This window comes from Streptomyces sp. JJ38 (genome assembly GCF_019303475.1).
In the GTDB taxonomy this organism is placed as follows: Bacteria; Actinomycetota; Actinomycetes; order Streptomycetales; family Streptomycetaceae; genus Streptomyces.
On sequence record NZ_JABLSI010000035.1, the window covers coordinates 78466 to 97311 of the forward strand.

General features: G+C 74.2%; 17 protein-coding genes. 5 read left to right on the forward strand and 12 right to left on the reverse strand.

Translation table 11 applies throughout. From position 1 onward, the window contains the following. Nucleotides 1-63: 63 nt before the first annotated feature. The 5 genes from HPT28_RS19150 to mshA all read right to left on the reverse strand — a co-directional run bounded on the left by HPT28_RS19150 (nt 64) and on the right by mshA (nt 6208). Nucleotides 64-1875, reverse strand: a complete 1812-nt coding sequence (locus HPT28_RS19150; protein WP_219092366.1) for an alpha/beta hydrolase — start codon at nt 1873-1875, stop codon at nt 64-66. A gap of 162 nt (nt 1876-2037) precedes the next feature. Beyond that, nucleotides 2038-3009, reverse strand: a complete 972-nt coding sequence (locus tag HPT28_RS19155) for a helix-turn-helix transcriptional regulator (protein ID WP_219092367.1) — start codon at nt 3007-3009, stop codon at nt 2038-2040. 69 nt (nt 3010-3078) lie between these two features. After that, nucleotides 3079-4032, reverse strand: coding sequence for a class I SAM-dependent methyltransferase (locus tag HPT28_RS19160; RefSeq protein WP_219092368.1), 954 nt, complete (start codon nt 4030-4032; stop codon nt 3079-3081). Nucleotides 4033-4404: 372 nt separating this feature from the next. After that, nucleotides 4405-4896, reverse strand: a complete 492-nt coding sequence (locus HPT28_RS19165; RefSeq protein WP_219092369.1) for a YbjN domain-containing protein — start codon at nt 4894-4896, stop codon at nt 4405-4407. After that, nucleotides 4889-6208: a D-inositol-3-phosphate glycosyltransferase gene (gene mshA, locus HPT28_RS19170; protein WP_308119365.1), complete on the reverse strand. Its 1320-nt coding sequence runs from the start codon at nt 6206-6208 to the stop codon at nt 4889-4891. The genes HPT28_RS19165 and mshA overlap by 8 nt, the downstream gene beginning before the upstream one ends. Before the next feature lie 174 nt (nt 6209-6382). Between mshA and HPT28_RS19175 the strand changes: the two genes are divergently transcribed. Continuing rightward, entirely contained in the window at nt 6383-7204 is an 822-nt protein-coding gene (locus HPT28_RS19175; protein WP_219092370.1) for a trans-aconitate 2-methyltransferase, read from the forward strand. Nucleotides 7205-7274: 70 nt separating this feature from the next. Here HPT28_RS19175 and HPT28_RS19180 read toward each other — a convergent pair whose 3' ends face one another. From HPT28_RS19180 to mshD, 4 genes are all read right to left on the reverse strand, one after another. After that, nucleotides 7275-7691: an NUDIX hydrolase gene (locus HPT28_RS19180; protein WP_219092371.1), complete on the reverse strand. Its 417-nt coding sequence runs from the start codon at nt 7689-7691 to the stop codon at nt 7275-7277. Beyond that, nucleotides 7672-8793, reverse strand: coding sequence for a CHAD domain-containing protein (locus HPT28_RS19185; RefSeq protein ID WP_219092372.1), 1122 nt, complete (start codon nt 8791-8793; stop codon nt 7672-7674). Before HPT28_RS19185 ends, HPT28_RS19180 begins: the two co-directional genes overlap by 20 nt. Further along, the gene (locus HPT28_RS19190; RefSeq protein WP_219092373.1) at nt 8777-11086 is read right to left on the reverse strand and encodes an RNA degradosome polyphosphate kinase; all 2310 of its coding nucleotides are present in this window, start codon (nt 11084-11086) and stop codon (nt 8777-8779) included. The genes HPT28_RS19185 and HPT28_RS19190 overlap by 17 nt, the downstream gene beginning before the upstream one ends. A 219-nt stretch (nt 11087-11305) precedes the next feature. Next, nucleotides 11306-12220, reverse strand: coding sequence for a mycothiol synthase (mshD, locus tag HPT28_RS19195; RefSeq protein WP_219092374.1), 915 nt, complete (start codon nt 12218-12220; stop codon nt 11306-11308). A gap of 149 nt (nt 12221-12369) precedes the next feature. Here mshD and HPT28_RS19200 point away from each other — a divergent pair, with 149 nt between their 5' ends. Then, a complete protein-coding gene (locus tag HPT28_RS19200) occupies nt 12370-14190 on the forward strand; it encodes a bifunctional UDP-sugar hydrolase/5'-nucleotidase (RefSeq protein WP_219092375.1) in 1821 nt (606 codons plus the stop codon). 144 nt (nt 14191-14334) lie between these two features. Here HPT28_RS19200 and HPT28_RS19205 read toward each other — a convergent pair whose 3' ends face one another. Further along, entirely contained in the window at nt 14335-14937 is a 603-nt protein-coding gene (locus HPT28_RS19205) for an NADPH-dependent FMN reductase (RefSeq protein ID WP_219092376.1), read from the reverse strand. Nucleotides 14938-15043: 106 nt separating this feature from the next. On the opposite strand from HPT28_RS19205, the gene soxR reads away from it, so the two are divergent. Together soxR and HPT28_RS19215 are read left to right on the forward strand one after the other, a co-directional pair. Further along, entirely contained in the window at nt 15044-15508 is a 465-nt protein-coding gene (gene soxR / locus HPT28_RS19210) for a redox-sensitive transcriptional activator SoxR (protein WP_219092377.1), read from the forward strand. Between the two features lie 140 nt (nt 15509-15648). Next, nucleotides 15649-16170 carry a DUF3515 domain-containing protein gene (locus HPT28_RS19215; RefSeq protein WP_219092378.1) on the forward strand — a complete coding sequence of 174 codons (522 nt, stop codon included), beginning with the start codon at nt 15649-15651 and terminating at the stop codon, nt 16168-16170. 24 nt (nt 16171-16194) lie between these two features. On the opposite strand, the gene HPT28_RS19220 is transcribed toward HPT28_RS19215, so the two are convergent. Both HPT28_RS19220 and HPT28_RS19225 read right to left on the reverse strand, forming a co-directional pair. After that, complete coding sequence (locus tag HPT28_RS19220) at nt 16195-17217, reverse strand: LacI family DNA-binding transcriptional regulator (RefSeq protein WP_219092379.1); 1023 nt, start codon at nt 17215-17217, stop codon at nt 16195-16197. A gap of 76 nt (nt 17218-17293) precedes the next feature. After that, on the reverse strand, nt 17294-18073 hold the full coding sequence (locus HPT28_RS19225; protein WP_219092380.1) for a response regulator transcription factor: 780 nt from the start codon (nt 18071-18073) through the stop codon (nt 17294-17296). A gap of 367 nt (nt 18074-18440) precedes the next feature. On the opposite strand from HPT28_RS19225, the gene HPT28_RS19230 reads away from it, so the two are divergent. Continuing rightward, nucleotides 18441-18710 carry a MoaD/ThiS family protein gene (locus HPT28_RS19230; RefSeq protein WP_219092381.1) on the forward strand — a complete coding sequence of 90 codons (270 nt, stop codon included), beginning with the start codon at nt 18441-18443 and terminating at the stop codon, nt 18708-18710. The last annotated feature ends 136 nt before the right edge of the window (nt 18711-18846 follow it).

The following is an 18846-nucleotide window of genomic DNA, read 5'->3' on the forward strand; positions in this document are numbered from 1 at the left end:
AAAGAGGGGGCCGGGCCGCGGTGCAGCGCGGCCCGGCCCCGGTGGGGGGTGGTTGTCGAGGCGTCAGGAGGACTGGGAGGCGGCGGCCTCGGACGGGTCCGGGGTGTTGGCCTCGCGGAGGAGGTCGCGGACGAGGCGGTTGGCCTCCCTCACCTCGTCCGTGCGCATCCGGATCTTGATCTTGCCGTTCTTCTTCAGCTCACCGGCGACCTCGTAGGTCTTCTCCTCACCGGGGAGCGGCAGGCCCTGGCAGCCGGTGAAGCGGTCCCGAGGCGTGGTGCCGGTGAGGAAGTAGTCGATCACCGGGAGGTCGACACAGGTGGTGCCGTAGGGGAAGAGGCCGTGGCTGCCCTCGTTGTCGACGCTGATCATCTTGGCGCCGGGGAGCTTCTTGCCGGTGGACAGGGCGCCCTCGTATGCGGTGGCGGCGTCGAGCTCGGACTGGACGACGAGCAGCTCCGGGAAGGTCTTCTGGTGCGCCTTGGGCATCCGGTTGTCGGTGGGCCAGTAGGCGCACAGCGGAGTGGAGTTGAAGGCCGCCAGCAGCGGGGCGTGGCGCTGCTGGCGCTGGAGCCACCGCTGCCAGTAGTTGAGGTTCTGGTTCCACTGGCCGTCCTGGCAGCGGATGGCCTCGAAGGCGGCGTCGAAGGTCGCCGTCTCGCCCGCGGCGCCCTGGCCCCGCTCCCTGGCCTCGATGGCCTCCAGCATGTCGGTCTTCGCGTCGGCGACGAAGGCGCGCTGGTCGGCGTCGAGGCCACCGTCGGCCAGGATGCCGTCGACCACCGTCTCGACGGCCTGCTGGTCGGAGCCCTCCGCCGGGATGCCGGACTCCGCGATGACGGCGACGGCCGAGGCGGCGGTCGGGTACTGCGAGGTGTCGTACATGGCCGGGATGATGTAGTAGGCCATGAAGAGCTGGCCGATGAACTCCCGGGTTCCGCCCGCCCGTTCGAAGTGCTCGCGGATCTTCATGGGGTCGGTGCCGACGCCGTAGACGTCGTCGTGGCGGGCGACGTACGGGAGGAGGGCCTCCTGGAACTGCCGGTCGCGGCTGGGCGGCTGGAGGTCCCAGGTGCGCTGGAGGGAGTTCTTCGTGACGTCGGTGGCGGAGTCCAGCAGGAAGCGGTGGGACTTGCCGGGGAAGGTACCCGCGTACCAGGCGCCGAGCCAGGTGCCGTAGGAGTAGCCGATGTAGCTGGTCCGGTCCTCGCCGAGCAGGACGCGGATGAAGTCCATGTCGTACGCGGTCTGCTCGGTGGTGATGTAGGGGGCGAGGCCGCCGTCCATGCAGCCCTTGACCTTGGCGCGGTTGACCGCGTCCTGGTCGGCCGGGTCGTCCGGGACGGTGTAGGTGCAGGTGAGCGGGGTGCTCTGGCCGACGCCGCGCGGATCGAAGCCGATGAAGTCGTACTTCTCGGCCAGCTCGGGGGCGCGCTGGGCCATGGCCGCGCCCCAGGGCAGCCCGGAGCCGCCGGGCCCGCCGGGGTTGACGAGGGCGATGCCCTGACGCTCCGGGTCGCTCTTGTCGCTGGTGGCGGTGCGGGATATGCGCACGTCGATGGTCTTGCCGTTGCCGGGGTCGTGCCAGTCGAGCGGCATCGCGACGGTGGCGCAGGCGAGGCCTTCGACGGTGCGAAGCTGGTCCGCCTTCTCCTTCGCCAGGCCCGGGAACGCGCAGGTCTCCCAGTTGATCTCCTGGTCGGTCAGGGCTCCGGCGAGCGCGGCCGTGTCGGGCTCGGCGGCGGCCCGGGACGTGGGCGCCGGCGCGGCGGAGGCCTGGCTCGTGGCGAGCGGGCCGGCGAGCAGGGTCGCGGCGAGGGCGGTGGCGGTGGCGCCGAGTGCCCGGCGCGAGGCGAGACGTCTGGGAGCAGACACGTGCGGGTCCTTCCGGTGACGAGGGGGGTCGCCCCGGCCCGGCCGCGCGAACTGCCGGGCGGGAGCGTTGCATCACCCTGTCCGCCGGTGTCACCTGCGGGAAAGCCCGCGTACATGTCGGGTTCCCGTCATGGCGGGTTTCCGACAAAGGTCCTTGCCGTGTCAAAGCCAGCCGCGGCGGGCGGCCTGCACTCCGAGCTGGAAGCGGGTGCGGGCGCCCAGGAGCTCCTGGAGACGACTGACCCGGCGGTGCACGGTACGTTCGCTGACGCCCAGGTCACGGGCGATGGCCTCGTCCGTCGAGCCCGCGCTCAGCAGGGCCAGCAGCCGCTGGGTGTCGGGGCTGGGCTCGGCGCCGCCCGGCGCCCCGTCCCGCCCCGGCGCGGTGCCGACGGGGACGGCCAGCCGCCAGAAGGCCTCGAAGAGCCCGATGATCGCGTCCAGCAGCATCGAGGGGTGGACGAGCAGCGCCATGACGCCGCCGCCCGAGCGTTGCGGCACCGAGATGAGGGCCCGGGAGGCGTCGGCGATGACGAGCTTCATCGGGATGCCCGGGAAGGCACGGGCGTTCTCCCCCGCGCCGACGGCGGCCTGGAGGGAGCGTCGGCCGACGTCGGTCTGGAGGAAGGCCGCGTCGTAGATGACGTGGTAGGCCACACCGCGTTCCATGGCGGGCAGTTGGGACGGGTTCGGGCCGACCTCCTCGGGGCGCAGGTGTGAGCCGCGTTCGAAGGCGCGGATGCGCTCCCGCGCCTCGGCCTGCATGGCCTCGAACGTCCCGACGACCGTCTCCTGGCCTTCGAGCACCTCGGCGATCTGCGCTCCCGCTCCGGAGTTGACGGCGTACAGGTGGGCGAGTTCGTCGGCGGTCTCCCGCGCCCGGACGGCCTCCAGCTCGCGCTCGGCCGCCCAGCGCTCCAGGGCGAGCCGGGGCGGCTGGGCGCGCGGGACGCCGTCCGCGTCCCGCGCGACGAGGCCGAGCCGCTCCAGCTCCGCGAGCCGTCCGTCGTCCGACCGGGCGGAGCCCCCGGCGGCCGCGGGGTGCTCCACGGCACCCAGCAGCGCGCGGTACAGCGCTTCCGCTTCCGGCGTGAGCCCGTGCCCGTACGGCCCCGGTTCCGGCGCGTGGGACATGGGCCACCCCCGCGGTGTCTGGCGTCCTCCCGCGAGCCTACCGGCTGCCGGACCCCGGGCCCCGGGCCCTCAGCGCCGCCCGCCCCGACGCCGGGCGGCGACGAGGGTGCGGGTGACGACGGGCGGCAGCAGGTCCACCGCGAGACGCCGGACGACGCGGCGGGGACGGCCGCCCGGGCGTGGCGCGGGCCTCCGCGTGGCGCGGAGGCGCGTGGCGGCGGCGGGGTGCCGGGGGGCGGGGTGCCGGGGCTCGGCCGCGCCGGGGTGCGGCCTGACGCGCAGCAGCCGGTGCCCGGCGACGGACTGCTCCTCGTGCCACAGCGCGGGGTTCCCGGTGAGCCACTCGGCCAGTTCAGCCCGCACCGGCTCGGGGTCGCCCCAGGTGCCGTAGAACTTGTTGCCGCTGACGCAGACGGGGTTCAGCCCGCCGTTCAGCACGGCCTCCCAGGTCGCGGCGGCGACGCCGGGGCAGTGCTCGGAGCGGTAGTCGTCGAGGGCGACGATCCCGTGCGGGGCGAGCATCGCGCTCGCGGCGTCGATGTCGCCGCGCACGTGCTCGTAGAGGTGGGAGGCGTCGACGTGGACGAACCGGCAGCTCGCGTCCGCCACGTGGTCGCGGATGACGGAGGTCAGGCCCTGGACGACGGTGGGCAGCTCCTCGTGGAAGGAGAGGTAGTTGGCCTCGAAGGAGCGGCGGGTGAGGGTGGCGTAGGACGTGCGCATCTCACGGTCGTTGGCCGCGTCCTCGGCCGGTGCGTCGAAGAGGTCGCAGACGGTGAACCGGTCTCCGGCGCGCTGCCTGCCGCCCAGGAAGATCGCGCTCTTCCCCTGGTAGGAGCCGAGTTCCACCAGGTCGCCGCGCTCCTGACGCCGCTGCTGGCGGTCGAGGAACCAGGCGAACAGGTGCTGGTCGGCGGTGAAGAACCAGCCCTTGACGTCGGCAAGCCGGGCGGGGCGGGGCAGGGCGTCCGCCGGGGGCGTGGGCGATGCGGGGTGGGCGGTGGTGGCGCTGGTTGCCGTCATCGGCGTATCCGTCTCCGTGCGGGTCGGGAGGACGTGCGGGCAGCACGGAGAACGGGCCGGCGTCGGCGGCGACGCGAGGGGCGTGCCCGGCCCGTGATCTCCGCGTTGCGGGATCGTGACTCGGGACCCTACCCACGCGAGCCGGTCGCCGGAAGACGTTCGGGGGAAGGAGCTGTGCCGATCGGGCGCACGCGGCGTGACGGGCTCGGCAACGGGTGCCTCCCCCACTGCCGTCTGGAACCGGGCACGCGAGGCCGCGCCGCGAAGGGGCGCGGGGAACGGCGCGAACGGCCACGGCGGACCCGCGGCGGCGCCCCACGCGAAGGGCACGGGAAGGGGCACGGCCTGCGCGGCGGTCGGCCCGTCGGCCGGCTACCCGCGGTCCTCGCCGGTCAGCCGGGTGAAGGCGGCCAGGTTACGGGTGGACTCCCCGCGCGAGGTGCGCCAGGCGTACTCCCGCTTGATGGCACCGGCGAAGCCCAGCTCCAGCAGGTGGTTGAACGGTCCGTCCGCGTTCTCCAGGACGGTGCCGAGAATGCGGTCGATCTCGGCCGGGGTGACGGCGGCGAGCGGCAGCCGGCCCACGAGGTAGATGTCCCCGAGGTGGTCGATGGCGTAGCTGACCCCGGAGAGGCGGGTGTTGCGCTCCAGCAGCCAGCGGTGGACGGCCTCGTGGTTCTCGTCCGGGTTGCGGATGACGAACGCGTTCACGGAGAGGGAGTGCGCGCCGACGATGAGCTGGCACGTGGTGGAGAGCTTGCGGGTGCCCGGAAGGGTGACGACGTAGGTGCCGGGCCCCGGCGACTCCCACTCCAGCTCGGCGTCGGCGAGCGTCTGCTCGATCACTGCGGCGGCGTCAGACATGCAGCGATCGTAGGCGACGGCGTCGCGCGGCGAGCGCGTCGGCGTAGACCTCCGCGGTGCGGCGGGCCGCCGTGGCCCAGCCGAAGCCGCGCGCGTGCTCGGCGGCGGCCGCACCCATTCGGGTGACGAGGGCCGGCTCGGCGACGAAGCGGCGCAGCGCGCGGGCGTAGTCGGCCGGGTCGTGCCCGGCGACCAGGAGGCCCGTCACGCCGTCCCGCACAGCGACGGGCAGCCCGCCCACGGCGGAGGCCACCACGGGCGTGCCGCTGGCCTGCGCCTCGATGGCGACGAGCCCGAAGGACTCGCTGTGGGAGGGCATGACGAGCACGCTCGCCGCGCGGTACCAGTCGGCCAGGGTCTCCTGGTCCGCCGGGGGGCGGAACCGGACGACGTCGGCGATGCCCAGCTTGGCCGCGAGCTTCTGCAAACCCTCGGGCTTGGCCAGCCCGGAGCCGGAGGGCCCGCCGACGACGGGGACGACGAGCCGGCCGCGCAGCCCCGGGTCCTCGTCGAGCAGGACGCGCACGGCGCGCAGCAGCACGTCGGGGGCCTTGAGCGGCTGGATGCGCCCGGCGAAGAGCGGGACGAAGGCGTCGTGGGGCAGGCCGAGGCGGGCGCGGGCGGCGGCCGGGCCGTCGGCCGGACGGAAGCGGGCCAGGTTGACGCCGGGGTGGACGACGGCGGTGCGGGCCGGGTCGGCGGCGTAGTGCCGCTCCAGCTCCCCGGCCTCCTCAGCGGTGTTGGCCACGAGCCGGTCGGCGGCACGCACGATCTGCGTCTCCCCGATGACCCGGGCGGCGGGCTCCGGGGTGTCTCCGGCGGCCAGGGCGGCGTTCTTGACCTTGGCCATCGTGTGCATGGCGTGCACCAGCGGCACGCCCCAGCGCTGGGCGGCCAGCCAGCCGACGTGGCCGGAGAGCCAGTAGTGCGAGTGGACGAGGTCGTAGTGGCCGGGGCGGTGCCGGGCCCAGGCCCGCATGACGCCGTGGGTGAAGGCGCAGAGCTGTGCGGGCAGCTCCTCCTTCTTGAGACCCTCGTACGGCCCGGCGTCCACGTGCCGCACCAGGACGCCCGGCGCCAGCTCCACCGTGGCGGGGAGCGCGGCGGAGGTGGCGCGGGTGAAGACCTCCACCTCGATGCCGAGATCGGCGAGCTGGCGGGCCAGCTCCACGATGTAGACGTTCATCCCGCCCGCGTCCCCCGTGCCGGGCTGGTGCAGCGGCGACGTGTGGACGCTGAGCATCGCGACGCGGCGGGGAACCCTCCCGGGAAGGCCCAGCCGCCGTCCGAGCCGCGTGACGTACGAGCTCACCTGTGCTCCCTTGGCCGACGGTGTGTGCGGTGTGTGCGGTGTGTCGTGTGGTGGTGTGTGGTCTGGTGATGCGTGTCGTCTGGCGGTGTCCCCGGGCGGCAACGCCCTCCGCGGGCTCGCTCTTCCCGTCTTTGCCCAAACGTGACCTGGGCCTCGGCCCGTACGCTTGCCCTCATGCCCGTGTCGCCCCCCGCCTCCCGCACCCGCCGCCCGGTGGGCGCGGTGACCCGGGGGACGACGAACCCGAACCGGCTGCGGCGCATGGACCGCTGGATCGCCGCCGCGCACGGCGCCGCGCTGCGCCGGGCCGACGGCCCTCCGCTGGCGGTCGACCTGGGCTACGGCGCGGCGCCGTGGACGGCCGTCGAGCTGCTGACGCGGCTGCGCCGGGTGTGCCCGGACGTGCGGGTCACCGGGGTGGAGATCGATCCGGAGCGGGTGGCCGCGGCCCGCCCCCACGTCCGTGAGGGGCTGTCCTTCGTGCGCGGCGGCTTCGAGATCCCGCTGCCCGAGCGTCCGCTGCTGATCCGGGCCGCGAACGTGCTGCGCCAGTACGGCGAGGAGGAGGTCCCGGAGGTGTGGGCGCGGCTGTGCTCGCGGCTGGCACCCGGCGGGCTGCTGGTGGAGGGCACCTGTGACGAGATCGGGCGCCGCCACGTGTGGGTGACGCTGGACGAGTCCGGCCCGCGCACGGTGACCTTCGCCGCGCGGTTGGCCACGCTGGACCGGCCCTCCGGGCTGGCGGAGCGGCTGCCGAAGGCCCTGATCCACCGCAACGTGCCGGGCGAGCCGGTGCACGCGTTCCTGGCCGACTTCGACGCCGCTTGGGCGACGGCGGCGCCGCTCGCGCCGCTGGGCGCCCGGCAGCGCTGGGTCGCGGCCGTCCGGGCGCTCGCCGCGCGCTGGCCGGTGACGGACGGCCCGCGGCGCTGGCGGCAGGGCGAGGTGACGGTGGCCTGGCCGGCCCTGGCCCCCCAGGGCACGCCCCGGGCCTGAGCCGGGGCGGCGGCCGCGGGGGAGCCCGGAGCGGGACCCGCGAGGGAGCCCACGGCGGACCGCCTCCGGCTCAGCGGCCGAGGGCGGCGACGGCGGCGTCCAGCAGATCGCGGTCGCGCGGGTGGGTCAGCAGCAGCCGGGCGCGGCCCGGCGGCAGCCAGACGACGCGGTCCACCTCGCGGCTGGGCACGAAGGTGCCGGCGACGGCCTCGGCCAGCCAGTAGTCCACCGTCTTCGGGTGTCCGCCCACCTCGTAGGTGAGCGTGGGCAGCCGGGCGCCGAGCACGCACGTCATGCCCGTCTCCTCCAGCACCTCGCGCCGGGCCGCCTCGGCCGCGCTCTCCCCGGCGTGCAGCTTGCCCTTGGGGTGCGACCAGTCGGCCCACTTCGGCCGGTGGACGAGCACGAAGCCGTAGGGGTCCGGCCGCCAGAGCACACAGCCCGCGGCGCGGATGACGGGGGCGGCGTCAGGCGTGGACGGGTGCATGGTCGGCACCTCCGGCCGGGTGCCAGACCCGGCAGAACGCGAGCCGGGCGGCTTCCACCTCGTGCCGCTGGTCGGCGTGCAGGACGCCGAGCGCGTAGGCCGTGGCCGGGGAGATGCGCGGGGTGCGTCCGGCGGTGGCGGCGGCCCCGGCGGCTTCGGCGGCCTCGCGGTGGCGCCGCAGGTGCCGGGCGGCCGTGCTGAGCGGCGGGCTCTCCTCCCCCAGCACCTCCTGGGCGTACCGGACGAAGCGCAGCAACAGCCCGACCTGGTGCCAGGAGCCGTCGTAGTGGTCCTCGGCGGCGGTGAGGGTGTGGGCGAGGGCGCCGGGGCCGAACGGCAGGGAGTCCACGGCCTCCACGAGCCTGCGGTGGGCGTGTTCGGCGCTGGGCCGCAGCACGGCGTGGGCGGGGCGGTGTCCGGCGGTGTCGGGGAGGGCGTCGCCGGCGAGCGGTACCTCGGAGGCCAGGACGGCGACGGCGTCGGCGACGGCGTGGAAGCGGCCGGAGCCGAGGGCCTGGAGGGCGGCGGAGTGGGCCCGGGTGCGCAGGAGCGTGAGCTGGCGCTCCAGCAGGGCTCCGGCGCGGGCGGCGCCGGCCCCGGGACGTCCGGCGGCCCCCGCGCCGTCGGGTTCCTCGGGCGCCGACGACAGCCGGTGCAGAGCGGACAGCAGCCGGCTCAGCCGGTTGGCGTAGTCGTACTCGCGGGTGAGCAGCTCGGAGAGCCAGTTCAGCTCGGCGGAGAGCTCGTCGGCCCAGGCGGGGTCGAGGAGCTGGCGGAAGGTGTGCAGGGTCGCGCTGATGCGGCGGGCCGCGCGGCGCAGCAGCCGGACTGCGTGGGCCGTCTCGGTGACGGCCTCCGGGCTGCCGGCCGTCTCCTCGTGCATCCGCAGGGCGCGCAGCAGCTCGGCCGCCTGGTGGTGCAGGTACCCGGAGAGCAGTTCTCCTGCGGTGCCGGCCACGGGCGGTGGCGCTTTCTCTCCCCCCGTTCCGCCGGTGCCGAGCCGTGCCGAGCCGGCTCCGGCGGCGTGCGGCACCCTGGTACGCGGTGCCGCGGCGGCCGACGGCTTGGCGCCGTCGGCCGTGAGGTCATGTCGTGGGGCCACGTCGGCGCCTCCGGGCGTCGATGAGCATTTCCTGTACGTTGCGCAACGGTCGGCCCTCGGGGTCGGTGGCCTGGCGGGTCCAGTCGCCGTCGGGGCCGAGGTGCCAGGAGGCGGTGCCGTCGTCGAGGCCCGTCTCCAGCATCCGGTTGAGTGCCGCCCGGTGGGCGGGGTCGGTGACGCGCACCAGCGCCTCGATGCGTCGGTCGAGGTTGCGGTGCATGAGGTCGGCGCTGCCGAACCACACCTCGGGCTCTCCGCCGCCGCCGAAGGCGAAGATCCGGGAGTGTTCGAGGAAGCGGCCGAGAATGCTGCGGACGCGGATGTTCTCGCTGAGCCCGGGCACGCCGGGCCGGACGGCGCAGATGCCGCGGACCCACAGGTCGACGGGGACGCCGGCGCGGGAGGCCCGGTAGAGGGCGTCGACGACGGCCTCGTCGACGATCGAGTTGACCTTGATCCGCACGAAGGCGGGCCGCCCGGCGCGGTGGTGGGCGATCTCCTGGCCGATGCGCGTGATCAGGCCGTCGCGCAGGGAGGTGGGGGCGACGAGGAGCCGCCGGTAGGTCTCGCGCCGCGAGTAGCCGGAGAGCCGGTTGAACAGGTCGGAGAGGTCGGCGCCGACCTGCGGGTCCGCGGTGAGCAGGCCGAGGTCCTCGTAGAGCCGGGCCGTCTTGGGGTGGTAGTTCCCGGTACCGACGTGGGCGTAGCGGCGGAGCTGCTCGCCCTCCTGCCGGACGACGAGGGACAGCTTGCAGTGCGTCTTGAGCCCGACGAGGCCGTAGACGACGTGGCAGCCGGCCTCCTCGAGCTTGCGGGCCCACTTGATGTTGGCCTGCTCGTCGAAGCGCGCCTTGATCTCGACGAGGACGAGGACCTGCTTGCCGGACTCGGCGGCGTCGATGAGGGCGTCGACGATCGGGGAGTCGCCGGAGGTGCGGTAGAGGGTCTGCTTGATGGCGAGGACGTCGGGGTCGGCCGCGGCCTGTTCCAGGAACGCCTGCACGGAGGTGGAGAAGGAGTCGTAGGGGTGGTGCAGGAGGACATCGCGCTCACGCAGGGCGGCGAAGACGTCGGGCGCGGACGCGGACTCCACCTCGGCGAGGTCGCGGTGGGTTCCGGCGATGAACTTGGGGTAGCGCAGCTCGGGCCGGTCGATCCGGGAGACGATGCCCGAGAGCCCGGAGAGGTCCAGCGGGCCGGGCAGCGGGTAGACCTCGGAGGCCGACACCTTCAGCTCGCGCACGAGCAGGTCCAGCACGTACGGGTCGATGGACTCCTCGACCTCCAGCCGGACGGGCGGGCCGAAGCGTCGCCGCATCAGCTCCTTCTCCAGCGCCTGGAGCAGGTTCTCGGCGTCGTCCTCCTCCACCTCCAGGTCCTCGTTGCGGGTGACGCGGAACATGTGGTGGGCCAGGACGTCCATCCCGGGGAAGAGCTCCTCCAGGTGGGCGGCTATCACGTCCTCCAGCGGCACGTACCGCTGTGGCGAGGCCTCCAGGAAGCGGGCCAGCAGCGGCGGCACCTTGACCCGGGCGAAGTGGTTGTGCCCGCTGACCGGGTTGCGGACGACGACGGCCAGGTTGAGGGAGAGGCCCGAGATGTAGGGGAAGGGGTGCGCCGGGTCGACGGCCAGCGGGGTGAGGACGGGGTAGATCTGCTGCCGGAAGAGCGTGAAGAGGCGGGCCTGCTCCTTCTCGGTGAGGTCGGCCCACCGGATGAGGTGGACGCCCTCGTCGGCCAGCGCGGGGGCGACGTCCTGCTGGTAGCAGGCGGCGTGCCGGGCCATGAGCTCGCGGGAGCGGGTCCAGATCAGCTCCAGCACCTCGCGGGGCTGGAGGCCGGAGGCCGACCGGTTGGCGACGCCGGTGGCGATGCGCCGCTTGAGCCCGGCCACCCGGACCATGAAGAACTCGTCCAGGTTGCTGGCGAAGATCGCCAGGAAGTTCGCCCGTTCGAGGAGCGGGACGTTCGGGTCCTCGGCCAGTTCGAGGACGCGCTCGTTGAACGCCAGCCAGCTGCGCTCCCGCTCCAGAAAGCGTCCCTGGGGGAGGTCACCGGCGTCGGAGGCCGCGTCGTAGGAGTCCGGCTCGGAGTCGAGGCCCGGGTCCATGGTGGCGGACAGGGAGCCGCTGCCGAGCGGGTGGAGCTGCACGGCGTTCGGGCGGGACGCGGCGATGGCCCCCACGGACGGCTGCGCGGGCTCGGGCACGCTCTGCGGGCTCCCGGAGGAGGCACCGGGCTGGGCGCCGGAGGGGGTACCGGACGGCTGGGTGGAATGCGCGGACGGGCTCATTCCCCCATTCTTCCGCGCTTCCACCGCGGCGTGCCGCTCGGATGATCCGGACGATTCGGGCACACCGAGCCGAGCGGTCGGCCGGCCGGGGATGCCCCCCGCGGCGACCGTCGGCCCTCGGTGCGGTTGCTGCATTCCGCGATGCTCGCAACCGAGTCTGAATCGCTGGTTACGTCAACATGTCGGAGGGGCGTCCTCCGGGATGTCGGACGGCGTGCGTCAGGTCTCCGTGCGGTACATCAGGTCGACGGCGTGGGTGCGGAAACCGATGCGCTCGTAGACCGCGAGGGCCGGCGCGTTGTCGGCGTCGACGTACAGCATGGCCGTGGGCATGTGCCGCACGGCCGCCAGGTGCCGCAGGCCGGTCGTCGTCAGGGCCCGGCCCAGGCCGCCGCCCTGGGCCCCGGGGACGACGCCGACGACGTACACCTCACCGAGCTGCTCCTTCGCGTGCACCTTCGTCCAGTGGAACCCGACGATCTCCTCCGCCTCCACGGCGCCCTCGGAGCGGACGGCGAGGAAGAAGCCCTCCGGGTCGAACCACGGCTCGGCCTTGCGGTCGTCCAGATCGCGCTGGGTCAGTGAGCCCTGCTCGGGGTGGTGGGCGAAGGCGGTGGCGTTGGCCTCCAGCCAGGCCGCGTCGTCCTTGCCCGGCACGAACGTCCGCATGGAGATCCCCGGCGGCAGCGCCACCTCGGGCAGGGACTCGGCCGAGAGCGGCATGCGCAGCTGCCGCAGCTCGCGGAAGAGCGTGAGGCCGAGGGTCTGGGCGAGGTGCCGGGCCGAGGCGTGGCCACCGTGGGCCCACAGCCGCAGCCGCCGCCCCGAGGCCTCCAGCAGGGCGAGGCCCAGCGAACGCCCGTGTCCCTGCCCGCGGTGCGCGGGGTGGACGACGAGCTCGCCCGCCGGAGCCTCGACGGGATCGGTCTCCTCCAGCTGCCCGTAGCCGACGAGTTCGCCCCCGGAGCGGATCAGGAAGTGGGTGACGCCCGCCCGGTGGCCGCCGCGGAGCTGGAGCACTCCCTGCTCGGACACCGCGGACTGGCCGTCGGTACGGGCCGCCGCTTCGATGAGGGCCAGGGCCTCGCCCACCACTTCGTCAGACAGTCGGTCTGTCACCACCACGTCACTCATGTTTCCAGAGAGTACGCCCGCTGACGGCCACCAGGCCGTTACCGCACGGCTCCTGACACGCTACGCGCGTTGACCGTAGGCTGCCGTTTGCTCGGGCACCCCGAGCCCCGCCCACGTCGAACTCGACTCTCCGCGAAGGGGATACACCCATGTCCACAACCCCCGGCAGCACGTCCGGGCGCCGGTTCCCGCGCAGACTCGCCGCGACCGCGGCGGGCCTCGCCGCCGCCGTCGCCCTCGGCGCGGCCGCCCTGCCGTCCGCCCAGGCCGCCCCCGAGCGGCCCGGCGACCGCCCCGGTCACCCCGGACACGGCCCCACCGTCGATCTCCAGGTGCTGGCGATCAACGACTTCCACGGCCATCTGGAGCCGCCGTCGGGCTCCTCGGGTCGCGTCACCCACGAGCACCCGGACGGCTCGACGGAGCAGGTCGAGGCGGGCGGCGTCGAGTACCTGGCCACCGCGCTGCGGGAGGCCCGCGAGGGTGAGCGCTACACGATGACCGTCGCCCCCGGCGACGTCGTCGGTGCCAGTCCGCTGCTGTCCGGCCTCTTCCACGACGAGCCGACCATCGAGGCGATGAACGCCCTCGACATGGACGTCGTCGGCGTCGGCAACCACGAGTTCGACGAGGGCCAGGAGGAGCTGAAGCGCCTTCAGAAGGGCGGCTGCCACCCTGTCGACGGCTGCTACGCCGACGGCCGGACGTTCGGGGGCGCCGACTTCCCGATCCTGGCCGCCAACGTGGTGCGCGAGGACACCGGTAAGCCGCTGCTGAAGCCGTACACCGTCAAGAAGATCCGCGGTGTCAGGGTCGGCTTCATCGGCGTCACGCTGGAGGGCACACCGGACATCGTCTCCGCCGAGGGCATCAAGGGCCTGAAGTTCCTGGACGAGGCCGAGACCATCAACCGGTACACCGAGGAGCTGCGCGGCCGGGGCGTCAACGCGGTCATCGCCCTCGTCCACGAGGGCGGCTACCCGGCCAACCCCGCCTACAACGCCGACTGCGACGCCTCCGGCGGCGGCATATCCGGCCCGATCGTGGACATCGCCGCCCGCACGGACGCCGGCGTCGACGCCCTCGTCACCGGCCACACCCACCGGCCGTACGTGTGCAGCCTGCCCGACCCGGAGGGCAACGACCGCCTGGTGACCTCGGCCGCCTCCTACGGCCGGCTGTTCACCGAGCTGAACATGGTCTACGACCGGCGCACCCGGGACATCGTGCGGGCCTCGGTCACCGGCACGAACCACGTCGTGCACCGCGAGCGGGACAGGGCGAAGGACCTCACCGAGCTCATCGCGGACTGGAAGGAGCTGGCCGCCCCCGTCGCGAACCGGCCGATCGGCCACATCTCCGAGGACATCACCGCGGACCGCTCGATTCCCGAGTCCCCCCTCGGTGACCTCATCGCCGACGCGCAGCTCGCCCACGCCCGCACCCAGGACGAGGGCACCGAGCTGGCCCTGATGAACCCCGGCGGCATCCGCGCCGACTTCACCTACGCGGCCTCCGGCTCCGAGGGTGACGGCGTGGTGACCTACGCCGAGGGCTACACCGTCCAGCCGTTCTCGAACACCGTCAACATCGTCTCCCTGACGGGCGACCAGCTCCTGGCCGTGCTGCGGGAGCAGGTCAGCGGCGCCAACGCGGAGTCGCCGAAGATCCTCCAGGTCTCCGAGGGCCTCACCTACACCCTCGACCTGACGCGCTCGGGCGCGGACCGCGTCGTCGCGGACTCGGTACGGCTGCACGGTGAGCCGCTGGCCGCGGACCGCGTCTACCGCGTCGCCGTGAACTCCTTCCTGGCCGGCGGCGGCGACGGCTTCGCCACCCTGGCCCAGGGCACGGACCCGCTGGTCGGCGGGGACGACCTGAAGGCACTGGAGCAGTACCTGCTGGCCCACTCCTCCGCCTCGGCCCCGCTGAGCGCCCCGGCGGCGGACCGCATCACCGTCGTCCGCTGAGCGGCCCCGGTGTGACGGCCGTCGGCTGAGCGACGTCCCGGCGTGACGACGACGGCGGCGGTCCGGCTCCCCCCTGCGGAGCCGGGCCGCCGTCGCGTCGTGCGCGCCCTCGTCGCGTCGTGCGCGCCCTCGCGCCGAACGCGGTCAGGCGCCGTAGGGGCGGCGCTCGCGGGCCTCGCGCAACGCCTCGGCCCACCAGTCGAGCTGACCGAGCAGCCCCTTGGCCGCGCGCGCCGACCCCTCGGCGTCCTTCGGCCTCCCGTCCTGCCCGAAGACGTCCCAGGCGTTGTGGAAGCTGAGCGCGTCCCGCACCGTCAGGGCGTGCATCTCCGCGAAGACCTGGCGCAGTTGCTCGGCCGCCCGGATGCCGCCGCTCTGGCCGCCGTAGGAGACCAGGCCGACCGGCTTGGCCTGCCACTCCTCCCGGAACCAGTCGATGCCGTTCTTGAGCGAGGCCGGAAAGCTGTGGTTGTACTCGGGCGTGACGACGACGAAGGCGTCGGCCTCGGCCAGCCGCCGGGACAGCTCCCGCTGGTGCCGCACGGTCTCCGGGTCGGCCTCCCCGCCCCAGCCGGGCATGACCAGCGGCAGCGGGTGTTCGGCGAGGTCGACGACGTCCACCTCGAAGCCGCCGTGTTCCCGGGCCTCCTGCGCGAACCAGGAGGTGACGGTCGGGCCGAAGCGGCCCTCGCGGACGCTCCCGGTGATGACGGCGAGGCGCAGGGGTGCGGTGCTGGGCTTGGACATGACGGATCTCCCCGAAGTCGTCGGTGGCCGGTGGCGGCGCGCTTTCCGAACCGCTGCGTAGAGCCTCGTACTTCAACATAAGTTCAGGTCAACTACTCTGTGGCGCATGACATCGCCCTCGTGGAAGACACCGGAACTCAGCGTCGGTGAGGTGGCCGCCCGCAGCGGCGTGGCCACCTCCGCCCTGCGCTTCTACGAACGCAACGGCCTGATCCACAGCCGCCGCACGAGCGGCAACCAGCGCCGCTACACCCGGGACACCCTGCGCCGCGTCGCCTTCATCCGCGCCTCGCAGCGCGTCGGCATCTCCCTGGACCGCATCCGCGCCGCGCTGGACCTGCTGCCGGAGGGCCGCACCCCCAGCCGGGCGGACTGGGCCCGGGTCTCCGAGTGCTGGCGCTCGGACCTCGACCAGCGCATCAAGCAGCTCCAGGAGCTCCGCGACGACCTGGACGACTGCATCGGCTGCGGCTGCCTCACCCTCGACCGCTGCGGGCTGGTCAACCCCAAGGACATCGCCGCCGAGGCCGGCCCGGGCCCGCGCCGCTTCACCTACACACCCTGCCCCTGACCCCGGCCCCGGACCGTTCCGGGCCCCGGGGCAGCGCCTGGCGGCCCCGCCCCGGTGGGGCCGCCCCGCGCTGCCCCCACGCCGTCCCGGGTAGGCTGGAGGCTCCCCCGCCACCCCGATCCGAGCGCAAGTTGGTCCGCATGCGGTTGCCGCCCAGACCCCGCCGGGCCCTCCTCTTCGGCGCCCTCGGCATCGCCGTGCTCGCGCTCGGCGCCGCGCTCGTCCTCGGCCGCCACTCCCCCGGGAAGACCTACTCCGTCGCGCCCGGACCCTCCGCCGGGCACCCCCGCTGCGCCGACGTCCTCGCCGCGGCCCCGGACTCGCTCCTCGGAAAGGAGCGCGACCGGACCACCGGCACCGGGACCGCCGCCTGGGGGGACGCCTCGATCGTCCTGCAGTGCGGCGTGGAACCGCCCCCGCCCACGACCGACCTGTGTCTGGACGTCGACGGCGTCGGCTGGGTGCTGGACGAGGACCGCATGAACGCCGACGGCACCCGCACCGTCACCACCTACGGCCGCTCCCCCGCCGTCGCGGTGACGTTCCACGGCCGCGAGGACGCCGTCGGGGACGCGCTGGTCGACCTGAACCGGTCGGTCGAGGACATCCCGCAGGACGGGGAGTGCCTCAGCGCCGAGGACGTGCCGCTGGCGGAGGGCTGACGGCGGACGGCCGGCCCCGCACGGTCAGTGGCAGCCGCAGCTGCGGCGGACGACGAGCGCCGAGGGGAACTGGCGCAGCCGCTCGCGCCGGTTGCCGAGCAGGCGGGGCGCCTCGTCCAGCACGAGGTCCACGGCCGCCCGGGCCATGCCGGAGCGGTCGGAGGCCACCGTTGTCAGCGGAGGATCGGTGAGCGCCGCCTCCTTGACGTCGTCGAACCCGGCGACGGCCAGCTCCCCCGGGACGTCGATCCGCAGCTCGCGCGCGGCGCGCAGCACCCCGATGGCCTGGTCGTCCGTCGCGCACACGATCGCGGGCGGCCGGTCGGGCCCGGCCAGCAACGAGAGGGCGACCTCGTAGGCGTCGTAGCGGTTGTAGGGCGCCTGGAAGAGGCGGCCCTCGGTGGAGCACCCGGCTTCCCGCATGGCGCGACGCCAGCCCTCGACGTGGTCGGTGACCGGGTCGCCCACGACGGGCGTCGTCTCGACACCGCCGAGGCAGGCCACGTACGGGTGCCCGTGCTCCAGCAGGTGCCGGGTGGCCAGGTGGGCGCCGCCCACGTCGTCGGTGACGACGGCGACGTCCTCGATCGCCTCGGGCCGCCGGTGCAGCAGCACGACCCGGGCGTCCCACGCCTCGATCTCCGCGGCGGCGTGCTCGCTGGGACCCTGGCTGACCAGGATCAGCCCGGCCACCCGCATCCCGAGGAACGCCCGGAGATAGTGGACCTCGCGCTCGTCCAGGTAATCCGAGTTACCGACGAGTACCATCTTGCCGCGCTCGGCCGCGGCGCGTTCGACGGCGTGCGCCATCTCCGCGAAGAAGGGCTGCCGGGCGTCCGGGACGATCATGCCTATGAGGTCGGTGCGGCGGGAGGCCATCGCCTGCGCGACCCGGTCGGGCCGGTACCCCAGCTCGTTGATCGCCGCGAGGACGCGCTCACGGGTGGCGGGCGCCACCGGACGGGGACCGTTGTTGATCACGTAGCTGACAACCGCGGTCGACGTACCCGCCAGTCGTGCCACATCGTCCCGCGTCACCTTCGCCACGGCGGGCAGTCTACGCGGGGTGACCGGCTCCCCGGTCACCCCGTGCCCCGATCGTCACCGTCCGGGCACGGCACCCTCACTTGGGCCGGGACCGCGCGGCGTCCTTCGCGACCCGCTCGGCCTCCTCCGCGACGCTGGAGTCCTCGCCGCCGCCCTTGCGGCCCTGCTGGGGCTTCTTGTCCGTCTTCTCCGGGGTGACGAAGCGGTACCCCACGTTGCGCACGGTACCGATCAGCGACTCGTGCTCGGGGCCGAGCTTCGCCCGCAGCCGCCGCACGTGGACGTCCACGGTCCGGGTGCCGCCGAAGTAGTCGTAGCCCCACACCTCCTGCAGCAGCTGGGCCCGGGTGAAGACCCGGCCCGGGTGCTGGGCGAGGTACTTCAGCAGCTCGAACTCCTTGAAGGTCAGGTCGAGCACCCGGCCCTTGAGCTTGGCGCTGTAGGTGGCCTCGTCCACCGAGAGATCGCCGTTGCGGATCTCCATCGGGCTGTCGTCCACCGTGAGCTGCATGCGGCCGAGCGCGAGCCGCAGCCGGGCCTCGACCTCGGCCGGTCCCGCCGTGTCCAGCAGGACGTCGTCGACCCCCCACTCCGCCGTCACGGCGGCGAGGCCGCCCTCGGTGACGATCAGGACCAGCGGGCAGCCCGGCCCGGTGGAGCGCAGGAGCTGGCACAGCGAGCGCACCTGGGGCAGGTCGCGGCGCCCGTCGACGAGGATGACGTCGGCCCCTGGGGTGTTGACCAGCGCGGGCCCCTCGGCGGGCGCGACGCGCACGTTGTGGAGGAGCAGGCCCAGGGCGGGCAGCACCTCCGTGGACGGCTGGAGGGCGTTGGTCAGGAGGAGAAGCGAGCTCATGAACGGTGAGTCCTTCCTCGGTCCCATCGAAGGCGTGGAGCGGGGGCCCGAAAGCACGAAAAGGACCCGGAGGCGACGTTGCCCGAGTCCTTCTGCCCTGAAGAATAGCCCAAACCGACCCTGATGGCAGCGGTGTGTAGCGGATGCCACTCCGCGCGGACACGATGCGCTCCCGGTGCGCGGCATGCGCCTCCCCCGCCTCCACGTGCGCCCCCACCCGCCCCGCGGGGCGTCGCGGGGCCCGGCACGGTGGGGCGCGCTTCGCGGGGCCGGCCCCCGGCGGTGGCGGGCGCGGGAGCCTCCGGGACGTGCCCCATGATGGGGGTGGCACATCACACACCGGGCCGGCACCGCTGGGAGTCACGACATGTCCGCACAGGGAACCATCCGCTACTGGGCGGCGGCGAAAGCCGCTGCCGGGCTCGCGGAGGAGGGGTACGAGGCGGCCACCCTGGCCGAGGCACTGGACGCGGCCCGCGACCGGCACGCCGCCCGCCCCGAGTTCGCCCGCGTCCTGCGGCGCTGCTCGTTCCTCGTCGACGGCGACCCCGTGGGCACGCGTCCGCACGACGCCGTCCGGCTCACCCAGGGCGGCACCGTCGAGGTGCTGCCGCCGTTCGCCGGGGGGTCGCGGTGAGCCAGCCCAGCGACTCCCACGGCCACCGGCGCCCCCGGCCGCCCGCGCGTCCCGCCCCCGCCCCCGCCCCCGCACCGGCCCCTGCCACGGGGTCCACGACGGCCTGGGGCGTGCCCGCCCAGCCCGGCGCCCCGGC